The organism is Belliella calami (genome assembly GCF_022549695.1).
Lineage (GTDB): Bacteria > Bacteroidota > Bacteroidia > Cytophagales > Cyclobacteriaceae > Belliella > Belliella calami.
On the sequence record NZ_JAKZGS010000001.1, the window covers coordinates 369,362 to 384,850 of the forward strand.

General features: G+C 39.1%; 9 protein-coding genes. All 9 read right to left on the reverse strand.

Features of this window, described 5'->3' with window-relative positions; all coding sequences use genetic code 11:
- Positions 1-12: 12 nt before the first annotated feature.
- The gene (locus MM236_RS01490; protein ID WP_241273155.1) at positions 13-2,499 is read right to left on the reverse strand and encodes a glycoside hydrolase family 95 protein; all 2,487 of its coding nucleotides are present in this window, start codon (positions 2,497-2,499) and stop codon (positions 13-15) included.
- Between the two features lie 13 nt (positions 2,500-2,512).
- Positions 2,513-3,907, reverse strand: a complete 1,395-nt coding sequence (locus tag MM236_RS01495) for a family 43 glycosylhydrolase (RefSeq protein ID WP_241273156.1) — start codon at positions 3,905-3,907, stop codon at positions 2,513-2,515.
- A gap of 6 nt (positions 3,908-3,913) precedes the next feature.
- Positions 3,914-5,482 carry a glycoside hydrolase family 43 protein gene (locus MM236_RS01500; protein ID WP_241273157.1) on the reverse strand — a complete coding sequence of 523 codons (1,569 nt, stop codon included), beginning with the start codon at positions 5,480-5,482 and terminating at the stop codon, positions 3,914-3,916.
- Positions 5,483-5,579: 97 nt separating this feature from the next.
- Positions 5,580-5,807, reverse strand: coding sequence for a hypothetical protein (locus tag MM236_RS01505; protein ID WP_241273158.1), 228 nt, complete (start codon positions 5,805-5,807; stop codon positions 5,580-5,582).
- Between the two features lie 123 nt (positions 5,808-5,930).
- Complete coding sequence (locus MM236_RS01510) at positions 5,931-7,079, reverse strand: endo-1,4-beta-xylanase (RefSeq protein WP_241273159.1); 1,149 nt, start codon at positions 7,077-7,079, stop codon at positions 5,931-5,933.
- Between the two features lie 369 nt (positions 7,080-7,448).
- Positions 7,449-9,557, reverse strand: a complete 2,109-nt coding sequence (locus MM236_RS01515) for an endo-1,4-beta-xylanase (protein ID WP_241273160.1) — start codon at positions 9,555-9,557, stop codon at positions 7,449-7,451.
- A gap of 20 nt (positions 9,558-9,577) precedes the next feature.
- A complete protein-coding gene (locus tag MM236_RS01520; protein ID WP_241273161.1) occupies positions 9,578-10,606 on the reverse strand; it encodes a DUF5627 domain-containing protein in 1,029 nt (342 codons plus the stop codon).
- A gap of 40 nt (positions 10,607-10,646) precedes the next feature.
- Positions 10,647-12,425, reverse strand: a complete 1,779-nt coding sequence (locus tag MM236_RS01525; RefSeq protein WP_241273162.1) for a RagB/SusD family nutrient uptake outer membrane protein — start codon at positions 12,423-12,425, stop codon at positions 10,647-10,649.
- A 20-nt stretch (positions 12,426-12,445) separates the two neighbouring features.
- Positions 12,446-15,478 carry a SusC/RagA family TonB-linked outer membrane protein gene (locus tag MM236_RS01530; protein ID WP_241273163.1) on the reverse strand — a complete coding sequence of 1,011 codons (3,033 nt, stop codon included), beginning with the start codon at positions 15,476-15,478 and terminating at the stop codon, positions 12,446-12,448.
- Positions 15,479-15,489: the final 11 nt, after the last annotated feature.

A 15,489-nucleotide genomic window follows, 5' to 3' on the forward strand; every position in this document is an offset into this window, starting at 1 on the left:
GAAGTAAGGTTTTTATCTGTTAGCATTATTGAGTGTGTATATCTTTCCTTTTTCGGTCTCTAGGTCATATTCATAGATCTCTTTCAAATCAGGGCTTTCAATATTAGCCTTGTCGTGAATGATGGCTTCCTTTATTTGAGGTATTTCATAAAATGAATTGGAGTTTTTCCCACTAGCTTCTTTCAGTCCTTTTCCTTCCAAAGGATAGTAAGATCTTATTCTACAAGTCCCTCCAAGTTTAGAAGCTATTTCAATTTTACTTGGCTGAGCATTGTCCCAATCAATCGATACTTCAAACCCACCTCTAGCCCTCAGACCGCTTACTGAACCTTTGCTCCAATCATCGGGAAGTGCTGGTAGCATATGAATTGCGCCATCATGGCTTTGGAGGAGCATCTCTGCTATTCCAGCTGCACAACCAAAATTGCCATCAATCTGGAATGGAGGGTGTGAATCGAATAAATTTGGATAAGTACCTCCTCTTTGTTTGCCGTCAGGAAGTATAGCTGGACTAAGTTGATCCTTAATCAATTTGTAAGCGTGATTTCCATCCAGAAACCTAGCCCAAAGATTGACCTTCCATCCCATCGACCAACCCGTAGATTCATCACCTCTAGCGATCAATGAAGTCTTGGCAGCGCTAAAAAGCGCTGGTGTTCTGTAAGGTGATATTTGGTTTGAAGGATACAAGCCATAGATATGTGAGACATGGCGGTGATCATCTTTGGGATTGTCCCAGTCTTCTTGCCATTCTTGAAGCTGACCCCAGCTCCCTATTTTCATAGGAGGCAGCAATGCCAATTTCGCTTCCATTTCTTTGATCAATACATCTTCATCTCCAAGAATTTTGGCCGCTTTGATGGTCTTGGTGAAAAGGTCAAAGAGCAATTGGTTGTCCATCGTATTGCCCGATGCCACTGCCGAATTGTGAAATCTATATGGGGTGTTTTCAGGGGAGACAGATGGGGAAACTACCATATGCCCTGTCTTTGGGTCTTCTACTAGAAAATCCAAGAAAAAAGTAGCGGCTCTCTTGGCAGCTGGATAGACTGATTCCAAGTATTTTTTATCTCCTGAGAAATCATATTTTTCAAACAAATGTTGGGAAACCCAAGCTCCGCCAAGCGGCCACATTCCAGCGGCAGCAAAATCAATCGGTCCCGTCACTCTCCACAAATCCGTATTGTGATGCAGCACCCAGCCTCTTGCTCCATACATATCATTGGCCGTTTGTTGGCCCGATTCTGAGAGTTCTTTTACCATCTGGATAAAAGGTTCGTGCATTTCAGTCAGGTTGGTGATCTCAGCAGGCCAATAATTCATTTCTGCATTGATGTTGACAGTGTATTTGCTGTCCCAAGCTGGATTCAGTTGATGATTCCAGATTCCCTGTAGATTCGCAGGCTGCCCGCCAGGTCTGGAAGCAGCAATCAAAAGGTATCTTCCAAATTGGAAATACAAAGAGACAAGCTGTGGATCATTTCCCTTCGAAAATTCTTCGATCCTTTTGTCAGTAGGCAAATCAGCCGCGTCTGTTCTTCCCAAGTCCAATTTTACTCGATCATAAAATGACCGATAATCTTCAACATGATCCTTATAGATCCTTTGAAAGTCTTTTTTGATGGATTTCTCCAAAAATGCTGATGACTTTTGAGAAGCATCCGCACTGATATTTTTATAATCAACAAAATTGGTGGCGATGGAAATGTAAATTGTCACTTCATCTGCATTGGAAACTTGGATTTCACTTTCTGTAGAACTTACACTTCCTCCTTTGTTTACGAATTTGACATTTGTTTCAAATTTTACAGCTCCTTTGATCCCTTCATGTTCACTTGATAGTCCAGAAAAAACCAACTGATCATTTCCTTTGGTTTTGATTTTGGAGTCTCCAGGCCTATCCATGCTTGCAGTAAAATTGATGGATTTCGCTTGTTCGGATGAGATTTTTGCTACAATAATTTGATCAGGAAAAGATGCTATTACCTCAGTGGAATATTTTATTCCCGATTTTTTAAATGAACTTTTTACTATGGCATTTTCCAAATCCAAAGCTCTATAATATTCTTCGACCTCACTGTCATCTTGATACTTCAATTTCAGATTACCGATAGTCTGATATGGCATTCCATGTGGTCCACTAAAGAAATTCTCATCAACTTCCTTCTGTGCGTCCACATACGCACCATCAAAAATCAATTCTCTGACTTTATCCAATGCTGACAAGGCATTTGGATTGTCATTTCGGTGTGGCTGACCAGCGTAGAATGTATTTTCATTGAGTTGGATGATTTCTTCATTTGGATTTCCAAAAACCATGGCACCCAATCGTCCATTCCCAACAGGAAGTGCTTCTACCCATTGCGTCGCTGGTCGGTCGTACCAAAGTTTCATGTTAGAATCGTCACCTTTGGATGATTGTCCATAACAGGCATTCGTAGCAAACATTATGGTCACTACAATACTATACTTCAAATGCCTCATTGCTTTAAAACTCATTTTTTTACCTGGTTTAGTTGAATGACATCCAGTCAACTGCTATGTTTCCTTTTCCTTTATATACCAATACTAAATCTTGGACTCCTTGGACTTCATCATTTAGATCCACTTTTATTTCTTTCCAATCTGAAGAACCATTGATCTTTTCCTTAGCTATCAATTTGCCTTTTTCATTCCCTAACCTTAACTCCAGGGAACCATCATTATTTTTTGATTGTAGATTCAAAATCACCTTCTTCATTTTTCCATTTCCAAAATCCACTTGGTTATATTGCACCCAAGCTCCATTTTTGGAAAAAACGGATTTCCAACCATCAAATGGACTGGCTGGATTCAAGAATTCTATGCTATAGCCATCCTTGCTGTGATTGCTAAATCTGTCCAAGTGGATTTTGATTTCAGCTTTTGAAATACCAATTCCCCTGTGAGTTGGGGTGATTTTTTGGATCTTTCCTTCGGCATCGAAAAACAAACTATCGGCTCTTATTGAGCGATTTTTGTCGAAATTTGGAGAATAATCATTGTGGTGATAGAAGAATAACCATTGCTCATCAAGCTTTGCGACTGAAGGATGATTCGTCCAGCAGCCTGTCGGTGATTCGTCCATTACCACTCCTTGAAAAGTATATGGTCCTAAAGGACTGTCGGAAGTCGCATATTCTATCCTTTCGGTATTTTTTTCTACGTGTGGATATACCATATAGTACAGTCCTTCTCTTTCGAAAACAAATGGCCCTTCTTTCAGTCCTTCGTCGGGAAAATCCTTGAGTGTGAATACTTCCGAATCCAGCTCTTTCATATTAGGCTTCAACTTGGCCCCAAAAAAATGATGCTGAGACCAAAAGAGGTAAGCTTGTCCATCATGATCAATGAATACATTAGGATCGATACCATCTACATTGGCAATGGGTAATTTTTCGGGAACATATGGGCCTTCAGGATTCTCAGCTACTGCTACACCTATTTTGAAACTGGAGCCATTCACACCCGGTGCATCGCTTTCCAATGTTCGGTTTTTTGCTTTGCTGGGAAAATAGAAGTAAAACTTCCCATCCTTTTCTATCGCATCAGGAGCCCACATACTGAAGGATTCCTGATCTACCCAAGGAACTTGATATTGACTCAATATCATTCCATGATCTTCCCAGTCAGTCAAATTGGAAGAAGAAAAAACATGATAATCTTCCATACAAAACCAGTCAGGGCGTCCTTGGGTATCTTCACATCTGATGTCATGTGATGGAAAAACATAGATTTTCCCATTCATAACTCTTGCAGTAGGGTCAGCTGTGAATTGATCTCTGACAAGCGGATTTTGTCCAAAAGTCTCATGGCTAAGCACCAGTAGGATTGCTAAAGCCAAACTTTTCTTAAACAGACCCAATTTTATATCTAATAGACTCTTCATTGTGAATTAAAATTTAATTTGATCTTCAATTTTAAAGAAATCGAAGTCAACAAACCCTCCAGTTTGTTGGGTGGAATAATTGAACAGGGCAAACCTGTAGCCCATAAAATGAGGAAGGGTATATTTCATTTTCAACACATCGCCTAATTGATTCCAGTTTTTCCCTCCATCAGTGCTGTAGTAGAATTTGGCTTCATCTTTTCTGTCATTGAAGTCACAAACGGCCCTAAGCAAAATTTCATCACCTTGAAAATCAACAGATTCAATTTCCTCCACCACATTATCTTCGATCCTTTTCATTTTAAGTTTCTTTCCTTCATCGCTTGCTTCTACACCTATCAGCCCATACTCTTTTTGAAGCAATCCCAATCCTGCAAAGTCACCGGTTTTCATCCCTTTCAGGCTGATTTTTATAGTCCCCATACTTTCAGGTCCAATTGTTCTCTGGGTAAGGGTGTTTCTTACAGATAAAAAATCCTGATCTAACCGGTCTGTTTTGAGTCTTAAGTACCCCTTTTTTCGGTTGACCGACCAAAGTGCATTAACCGGATTATGATTCCATTGCCAAACCAGTGGAAGGTCAGGCTCACCTTTTTTCCTTTTAAAATCATCTGAAGCTACTATTCCAGGAATCAATCCTTTACTTTTGGGTAGATCCAATTCCATAGGGACTTTTCCATCTACACCCAATACAGGCCAACCATCTTCCCACACAACAGGCACCAGATAGGGAATCCTTCCTACTGCCCCATTGTCTCTAAAGAGATATGCGTACCAATCTCCATTTGGAGTGTCAATCAACCCACCTTGAGCTACACCCTTGTCTTGAAGGGCAATGCGACCTTCATATGGACCAAACAAATTGTCAGATTTATGGACAATCACTGTCCTCATCCCTCCTCTAGGCCAAGAGATGTTGAACAAGTAATATTTGCCATCAATTTTGAAAATCTGGGACCCTTCCGCTGGAAGCATGATCTCTTCCTTGATGGGTTCATGGGCATTTTTGATTATTACCCGCTCGGTATTTGGCTTGATACCAGAAAGGTCACTTTCTAGCTCTACAAGCTTTATCTCACCAGCCCCCCAAATCATGTAAGCTTTACCCTCATCAAACAGCAAAGTATGATCATGCATAGAAGGGCGAAACTCAATGGATTTCCAAGGACCCTTTTCAATATTTTCAGTGGAGAAAATGTAGGTTTTTCCTGTATTTCCTGAAAAAGTACTTATATAATATGTATCCTCGTGAAATCTCAAGCTACTTGCCCAAGACCCTTTCCCATACATATCCTTGCCATTTTGAAGCAGAAGATCATCTGAGTTACCTAAAGTCTCATATGCATAGCTTACCAATTCCCAGTTTACCAAATCCTTGGACTTCATGATTGGTACACCGGGATTGACATGCATGGTGGTACTACTCATGTAGTAAGTATCTCCTACTCTTATGATCGAAATATCTGGAACATCAGCATGGATGATGGGGTTAATGGCTTTTTGTCCCAAAGTTTCAAGGCAAAAAAGAACAGAGATAAAAAAAATAAATAAAGTATTTTTAAGATAGTAAGTCATTTCAATGCTGGGTTTAAGAGGATTTCCATGTACTAATAATAGTGTATCTGGAAATCCTCAAGATTCAATAGGTTTGATAGGTGCTTTTATTTTTATATTAAACTTCAACGGTAATTGATAACTTATCCATAGTTTGTGTCTTGGTTCTTGGATCCTTGGTTTGTGTCCTCACAAACCAATCTCCACCTTGGTCTGTGTCCTCACAGACCAATCCTTCCAAACCTTCCCCTCTACCTTGGTCTGTGTCCTCACAGACCAAACCTTTCTCCATCTCTACCTTGGTCTGTGTCCTCACAGACCTATACTTCTTTATCTTTTGGGGCACAAACCACAGAGTTGGTGGACTATTGTGCTGTGGTCTGTGGGGACACAGACCACAGCGTTAATCTAATCGTCTGTGGAGACACAAAACCCTGATGGTCTGTGAAGACACAGACCATGGTTCATCTCAATATTTTGCAGCCAATTCAATGATGTCATTGACCACACTTTTTGGCGTATTGTCTCTGTTGAAAAGCAAAGGATAATCTGTTCTTCCCCTTACTGGCCAACCGTTTTTCCAAGAGTCACCATCGTTGATTCCCCAAAGCGTCACTCTTGAGATTTTGTCATGGTGATCCAAGAAAAGTTTGAAAAAAGCCATATACCTTTCATCAAATTTCTTTTGAACATCATCAGGTAATCCATCGGTATATGGATTGAGGCTTTGCTGGTATTCTACATTGGTAGCTACATCAGCTCCCATATCTCTTCTCGGAGATGGCAACACACTTAGATCCAACTCAGTGATCATGACTGTCACTCCTAGATCAGAATATGCCAAAATGCTCTTTTCAAATTCATCAATAGTAGGATATTCCAAGCCAATATGACCTTGCATACCAATGCCATCGATTTTGATTCCTTGAGCTTGTAGGTTTTTGACCATTTTGACTACGCCTTCTCTTTTGCCGGGATTGGCCATAGAAAAGTCATTGTAATATAGCTCAGCATCAGGATCAGCTTCATGGGCAAATTGGAACGCCAACTTCATAAAATCTTCACCTAGAATTTCATAGAATTTACTTTTTCTCCATGAACCATCGTCTAAAATAGCTTCATTGACCACGTCCCAGCCTTTAACCTTACCTTTGTATCGTCCTACTACTGTATGGATATGGTCTTTCATTCTTTGGGTCAAAACTTCAGGAGTTACTTGATTTCCATCATTATCGGTAAAAAACCATCTTGGTGCTTGAGAATGCCATATCAAAGTATGTCCAACGATATGCATATCATTGGCTTCACCATAAGCGATGAATTTATCTGCCATATCAAAGTTGAACTCACCCTCACGAAGCTGTATCATACCACTTTTCATATTATTTTCAGCCACTATCGAGTTGAAATGGGTATTTAAAACCCCCATAGAAGGTTGGCTTTGGTTGTTGATATGGTTTGCACTGAGTGCTGCCCCGATGTGGAATTTGTCTTTGAAGGCTTCTTTCAGGCTAACGGCTGCTTCTTTGTCCTTTTTGACTATGCATCCCAGTCCTAAAAGAAGAATTGTAGATAGAATTATTGTGTTTTTTATGGTATGTTTTTTTGTGGTTTTCATTAGTTGTTGGGTTTGGTTTGAAATTTTTATTTGATTCAATAATCCCTTTCTTATTTTTTCACCATTATTCCCTCCTCTTTAGACCAGAAAAATAATCATTTTGAAAATCTTGAATTAATAAATTATTGATTTATAAAACATTGAGACATTATGGGTACACAAGCGAAATTTTCAATAACTTTTATTCAAAATGTATTAAAGAATTAAGACCAAATTGTTTTTTTATGATTTTACAGTGGGAATCTTGAGAACTTGAATTTGAAGGTGTTTTTCTGTGTTTCAATCAATACCTAGACAAAAGAGACAGTGGGGATTAAAAAAACAGAGAGGATATGAGACAAAAATCCAATCCTCTCTGTTTTAAATAATTTAGTTTTCTAGCCCCTCAGTAACACCAACATAAGCGGGTTTTCTGACTAGATTTGTATTCCAAAGACCTTGTCTCAAGGTATTGTCTGAATCCACAGGGTTAGTCAAAGTAATGCCGTATTGTTGAGATGCGGGGATTATTTGATTATAAAGCTCAATAACTGACTTGAACATATCTGCTTGAGCATCTAAAACAACCTGAGCAGGGTTACTGACATTCAACCTAACTTCCAAACCTGAAATTTTGATTTTCTTCCCAGATGCAGCTAAAAGCCTTAGCATACTTTCTACATTACCCAAGTTAGAATTTAAGTCAAGTTGCAAATTTGCCCCGATTCCATCAACTTGAGCATTTTGGCTTTCTATGTAGGAAACATACTCAATAAGTGCTCTACACTTTTCCAGATTGGACTCCATACCACTTTCATTGATAAACAAAAGGTCATTGCTGTTTCCATATTCTCTGGCTAACTGGAAAGCCATTACTGCATAATCCTTTCCAAGATAGTCCTGCCAATAGAATTCATTTGCTCCGAGAGTTCGGCCTTCTCCAGATCTTAATTCATTGGGATTGTTGTTATCAAGAGGTTCATTGATGACATACCTAGTATTGACAAAGTCTCTTGTTTCGCCGACAAATTGAGATACCCAATTTTCAAACTGACCATAGGTGATTGCGGATTTTTCTTGAGGAGTTCTATCAACAATGGTGGTGGAGCCACCAGAAAGACTAGCACTTGCCAAAACTACATCATCAATATAAACTGTTCCTGCAAATTCTCCATAACTGATAATGAATCTATTCCTATCAGCAGCAGATATTGTAGTAGAGACAGTGACTAAGGACCAGTTGGTTGTCACGAAAACTTGTCCAAAACCATTTGAAGAAAAATCTGGACTTTGAAGTTCAGGTCTGATGACCCCCTCTTCTGTTCCCTTCACCCAAAAGCTTAAATTATAAGTTTCTCCCATTTCAGCTGGTTCAGCAAGTTCATAAATAGTCTGAACTTCCCAAAAACCTCCAGTAACAGAAGGGTTAGTAACAAAAAATGCTCTGCCTTCATTTCCTACGCCTTGTCCATCTTCTGTAAGTCCCCGTGTTGAGTTATTTCCCCAACCTCCCCAAGCGATTCCAGACTCAAACTTTCCATCAGATATCAGATTATTGATAATGGGTTCACCAGCAATATCATAAATGTATAAATTATTGATGTCAATGAAATAGTTCACACCTTCCTGATAGCCCAACTCAAATTGAAAACTAAATGAGTCATTTTGAAAATCGCTTATTCTGAATCTGATTTCCTTCCATGACAAATTTGTCTCAAAAGTTTGTGCTATTTCCCCTGATGAAAACCAATCGATTTCTGGTTCATTGTTTGTCAAACCATCGAAAGTTATCCTTCCTTCACCAGGAACATCAGATTTTATATAGGCGATAAATTCATAAACCTTACCTTGTTCGATTGGAATATCTGGGGAAGAAAACCTTACATTTGAAGGAGAAGATACACTACCTGACGAAACTACGCTTACGGCAGGTGAGTTTCCTCCCATTCCCTGATTAGGTTCGATAGTGGTTCCTGCACTAAACTCCCATTGTTCTAAATTTCCACTTCCGAGTTCTTGTACATTCAATTCATTCGCGAATGCTGGTGAATTTACAATTAAGGGGGATAGTGCTCCATTTAGTAAAGAAGCATTTTGGTTTTGGTGCCAGATTAACGAAGGGCTAACAATCTCAACATTTGATTCACTAGCAACGCTAAGAAGGTTCATTACACCTGTCAAATTATATGTTCCATTGTTTTGAGCAATGCTGCTGTGAGTCATACCATTAGTTGGGGTGAACTCATTAAAATTCCTATTAACCAACCTATACATTAAGCCTCTATTGGCAAAATTTTCCATAGGCATTGAAGCTCCAAGTTTATAGTTTGGATTGTTTGTAGAATCCAAATAACTCTTTAGCGCTTCATAACTATCCAATTCTTCCTGAAGGATAATACTTTCAGGTTTTTCCACATTGAACTCTAAAGGATCAAAGTCTGCACAAGAGGTAAACATTAAACCTGCTGCTAAGAATATGTATAAAACATTATTTTTCATTTTTCTTTAATTTAAGGTGATCATTTGATAACAGGACTAAAAGTCTCTATGCTAACACCTCTATTCCTAAGGACAAGTGTATCTGTAGCGATCACGCGCATTTGTGGTAAATCGACTTCGTACTGTAAGTATATGGCATCCCTATCCTGATTTCCCCAGCTTTTCTTTTCGCCATCTTTGACAAATCTACCTTGACCAGTCACTGTAACTCCCTCTGTGGCTGAAGTCACTGTACATTCTCCTTGGTTGTTGAATGTTAATAGCAAGTTAGAGGTGATGTTATTGCCAGTTTGATCTTGGTAAACTAATGGGAAGTCAATTTCAGATAGTGATCTAGTGCTGAGATCTTTTAGCTCGTCATGCTCTACAAACTGTTCTCTTCTGATCTGATTTCCGGTAAGCCCTTCAAAACCAGTCTTTCCAGTAAATTGATCAACCCCTCTACGCAAATAGATACCGTGGTATTCATTGATATATTTGACTGCATAAAGAACAAAATCCTTTGGAGTAACATCCCAGTCACCAATGACATGAGGGTTAGGATTATCCACAATGGGAATACCTACCAGAACTGAATCTGCATTTGTGACATTTCTAATCCTTAAGGGAACGACATAGGTGTTTTTGATTGCATTTGGATCAGCAAAAAAAGCACCTGTAAGCTGAATCTCAACTCCACCAATGATTTCTCCTCTAGGTATGGTGATGGTGTTTTCCGAAAGTTGGTAATATTCAGATGGCAAGATCATGACATCATCACCACCATCTGAGAAGGCAAGATTTTCTACCAGCGTCGGATCCACTTCAATATCCAAGGTGATATTGTTTCTGTTGTTATATACTCCTCCAGTAGTTGCCATAATTTTGAACTTCCATTCATTGTCTAGTGAAGTATCAAAAATATCTTCTCCCAAAGTAATCGTCCTAACTGGATATTGGTGAGAGAAATAAACAGTTTGATAATCAAAATCAGGAAACTCCCAATCCTGATTCACACAGGAAAGCATCACCAACGGGGCAACAACTAACATTAATAATAATTTTTTCATATTTCTATATCTTTGAAAATCCATATTCATTTTATCATTTTTACCAACCTGTATTTTGGCTCAATGCACTAAATTTCAAAACCTCACTCAATGGGATTGGTCCGTAAGTCATGTGGTTTGCAAAAACCCTGTTTTGTACATTTATATTTTGGAAATTTCCGCTCTGAATACGAACTCCTCTAGCTGGTTCTGTGAGGCTAAGATTCCATCTTCTCAAATCCCAAAATCTAAAGCCCTCAAAACAAAGTTCAAGTCTTCTTTCATTTCTGATCAATTCCCGCATAGCATCTGTATCATTTCTTACAGATTCGAGATATGCATCTCCGTTTGCTTGACCGATACCGGCTCTTTGTCTAATCGCTCTGATGATATCATAAGCTGAGTATCCATTGGGGCCAGTTCCATTGGGACCCCATGCTTCATTAGCTGCTTCAGCATAGATCAAATAGATTTCTGTATATCTTATCCTAGGCTTTACGTGCAGTTGGCCATTTACAGAATTCGGATTAAGGTTTACATCTTGACGGAGAAGTTTTTTCATGTAGTAACCGGTTCTAGTAGAAACTTCCACACGATTGATTCCATCATTGGTACCACCTGCACTCAGTGGATCAGCAGTTGTATTGATGACTTGGTTATTTGGACCAGCGGTACTTCCATTGTAAACTATAAAATGATTCAACCTTGGGTCTCTATTTGCATAAGGGTTTTGAGGATCAAAATTGCTTGAAGGGTGATTGATTGGGTAGCCATTCGAAGCTGGGAATGCATCTACCAAATTCTGAGTTGGATTTAACAACCCGTTTCCAAATTGTGTTGGTGGAAAATGAGAGGCCTCCAAGCCAGTTGAAGGATCACCTATAGAATTTCTCCACATTACTTCTGGAGGATTCACCCCTCCTCCGATATTACTGATCTCAGAAACATTTGAATACCAAGTAACACCAGTTGGAGATAAGCCAGCAACTCCTCCTTTCAAATCAATAACTTCGGCTGCAAAATTAGCTGCATCAGCCCATGTAGTAGAATTCCCTTGACTAAATGCGGGACTGGCTGCCATCAATGCAGCTTGAGCTCTAATTGATTTGGTAATCCTACCTGAAATCAATTGTCTAGCATCCTCTCCAAATACTCGATTATAATCATTCCTATTTACTCCTCGGGCGAGGTACTTTTGCGGAACAAGGTTATCACTAGCTATATCTTCGTAATCGTTAGGCAATAATTCCAAAGCATTATCAATATCACTGTATAGCTGCTGCATGCATTCCTCAAAGGTGGCACGTGGCACATTGAATTCTGAATTTTGGTCAAGAGATTCCAAAAAAATCTGACCACCAAGCAATTCTCCATTTGAGACACCTCCGTGCGCTTGTAGTAAGTAATACATAAACATAGCCCTTAGAGCATAGGCTTCTCCTTTTATTCTATCGGCAAACAAAATGTCAATAGCTGGAGATTCTACTGTGAAGCTTACACTATCTACATTTTCGAGCATCAAATTCATATACTGAATACCTGCATATGCATTGTCCCATTGATTTAATGGGTTATTATCTGGTGCCCACTGCCCAGATGCTAAAGTAAAAAAGGTATTACTTTCATCATTACTTACAGCATTGTCTGTAGCCATGTCGCTAAACACCCAGTTGTTGGTAGGTATTCTTGCATAGCCATAGATGAGAAGCCCCTGGGCAAATCTCGGTTCATCAAACCCACTCTCAAGCTCTCTGTTATTTTGTATTGCAGGTTCGAATAGATCATCACATCCCTGAACCAAAACCATCAGTATCAATAGTATTTTAGTAATATTTTTCATCTCTTCGATTTTTGTAGTAATTAAAATTGAGCTGAAACACCTAAGTTGAAGAATCTGGTCTGCGGCGCTGAACCAATATTTAATTCAAGAATTTCCTTGTTTGGTGAAATTGTTAGAAGATTGGCACCATTGACATACACCCCCATACCTTTAATAAAATTTCCTCCAAAGAATTTTTCTGTAGGAATCTGGTAAGAAATCTGAAGTCTTGCCAAATCAAACCTGTCAGTGCTGTAAAGCCAAAAATCTGAATTCCTGAAATTGTTTGCCCCATTCAACGTGGTCAACCTTGGGAATGTAGCCGAAGTCGCTGTAGCTTCTGTCCATCTGTCTCTGACTACTTCGGAATACTTATCTTCTCCAGAAATCCAAAAATATGAGTTATTTCTCATCGCAAAGGCACCAGTTCTAGCTACTCCTAAGGCAAAGAAGGTGAAATTATTCCATTTTGCAGTGAGGTTGATTCCCAATGTCAAAGGAGAACCAAACCATCCTCCTCTACCAAGAAATACTTCATCTTGAGGCGTCACCCTTCCATCTCCATTTTGATCTACGTATCTTATATCACCTTGCTGAACCTCTCCGAAAATCTGCTCAGGCATGGATTCCACCTCGTTCATATTGCCGAAGAAGCCCGCATTTTGTAATCCCCAGATTGCATCGATTGGATTTCCTGCTCTATTTTGATAGGAATCTTGCCAAAATTCACCTCTTTGAACTGCTTGTGTTTTGTAATAAGTCCCCACAAATCCCAAATCAAAATTAACAGCTCCGATTTTTGGTCTATAATTCAAGCTGAAATCAAAACCTGAACGTCTATCACTGTTGTAATTTTCAAAAGGAATAAAGGAGGAATGTGGCCAAAACACATTGAAATGGCTTGGATAAATATCATTTCTTTGAACCAGTAACCCAGTCATTTCGCTCAAGAAGTAAGAACCTGTTAACCCTATCTTGTTGTTCAAAAAAGATGCATCTACTCCAAAATTTATTTCTTCTCTTCTCGGAAAAGCCATATTTGGATTTGACCCCCTTCTAGATATTGTGGTATTATTATTCAAACCATCCTTCCAAGTATAGAAAATAGTCCCTTCACCTTGTTGAGTAAAAGATTGTTGATACATATAATATTCCGCTATATCAAGGTCTGTGTGGATAATCCCTCCTGATACAGAAAACATTAGATTATCAATGAAGGTGGCTCCTTCCATAAATCCTTCTTTATTCATTTTCCATCCTAATGTAAGAGTAGGTGAAAATGCCTGTCTATTATTTTCAGGTAGCCTTGCTGAGTGGATTACAGCGCCACTAAAATCCACCAAGTATTTATTTTTGTATTCATATCCCAAATGCAAACCTAGATTTGCATTGCTTATTCTGTGATAAAGTCCAGAAGTAGCTGTTTGAAAACCGCCAGCAATCAACATTGCAGAAACCTGATGATCCCTTTTAAATGTATTGAAATAATTGAGTTGAGCAGAAAAAGACAGTGTTTGCTGAAACCAGTTATCAGTAATATTCTGAGTCCGAGTACTTGCATCTTGGCCGTATCTAGTCAAACTTGAGATTAAATCTTCCCCCGAATAGCTATTCCATGAAGGTTGATAAACAGCGTAGTTATTATTGAATGACAAATTATAGGATGTGTTGTAATCCAACCCAAACCTTGAATTGAATGACAAACCTTCCAAAACATTCCCAAGATCTGCATTAACACCTGTATTGAATTGGTATTGCCTGCTTGTAAATTGACTCGATCCACCGGCATATATACCCGCTATCGGATTGGTTTGATCAAGTTGAGTTCCACCAAGTAAGAACATACCATCAATCAAGTGCTCACTGTTTCTCACAAAATTCATGGAAGTCTGGTCGTCCGGTTCTATCATGCTCACTGGAATCAAAGGTGTAAACCTATGCGGCCTAATATTGGCAGCTCCATCCCAAAAATTAGCATTGACACCTCTACCATTGTAAAATACTACTGCAGCATCCACAAAAGCGGAAATTTTATTGGTAATATTCACATCCACATTTCCACGGACATTCAATCTTTCATTTCTATTTTGGGATGCCTGTCCAAAGTCCAAAAGAGAGCCTTCAGACCAAAAGCCCAAATTTGAATAGTACCTAGCCCTATCATTACCACCTGAAATCTCCATAGTAGCATCATGCCTGCTATATGCTTCTTGCAAGTACTCTGGAGAATAGAAGTTGGTATTTGGATACCTGTATGGATTCTCTCCGGAAGCATGTCTAAATATGGTCTCTTGGTCATATAATGGATTCAAACCATCATTCGTCCTGGCTTCATTATACAATGTCATGTATTCTGCAGATCCTAAATAATTGGGAATTCTGCTTGGTACATTCACCCCCGTATTTGCTCTTACATTAATAGTCTGCTTACCTGCATAACCTCTCTTTGTAGTGATCAACACAACTCCTTTTGCCGCTCTACTACCATATAAAGCTACTGCGGAAACCCCCTTTAGGAAAGAAATCTGATCGATTTCTAGAGGCATGACACTTCCAGGATCTCTTGGAACACCATCTACTAGAACTAGGTATTCATCATTTCCCCACAAGTTGCCATGAAAACCAGGAACAAACCCATCCATATTTGATAATGAATAAGTAAAATAATTATTTTCTATCAACTCAGGGACATCAACAAAACTAATCCCACCCATGAGATTTTCACGAGAAATTGACCTGTAAGCTACTTGAACTGCATTTCCAACAAAGTCAGATTCCAAATAAAGCTCCGACAAATTTGCTGTTGCCCTAACTGCTTTATCAGAATAGCCTTCTGCTCTTATAATCAAAAGGGTATTTGGAACCACATCCAAACTAAACACACCCAAGCTATCTGTCGTAGCCAACACATCCTCCAATTCTGATCCAACAAATGCCCCAGTTACGGCAACTCCATTTTCATTCCTGACAGTCACATCCAACTTGATGGTGGTAGATTCTTGCCCGTAGAGTGCCATGGGGATAAATATGGCAAACATGCAAGTGAACCAACCTAATTTTATATATCTATTCATCTTAATCGTTT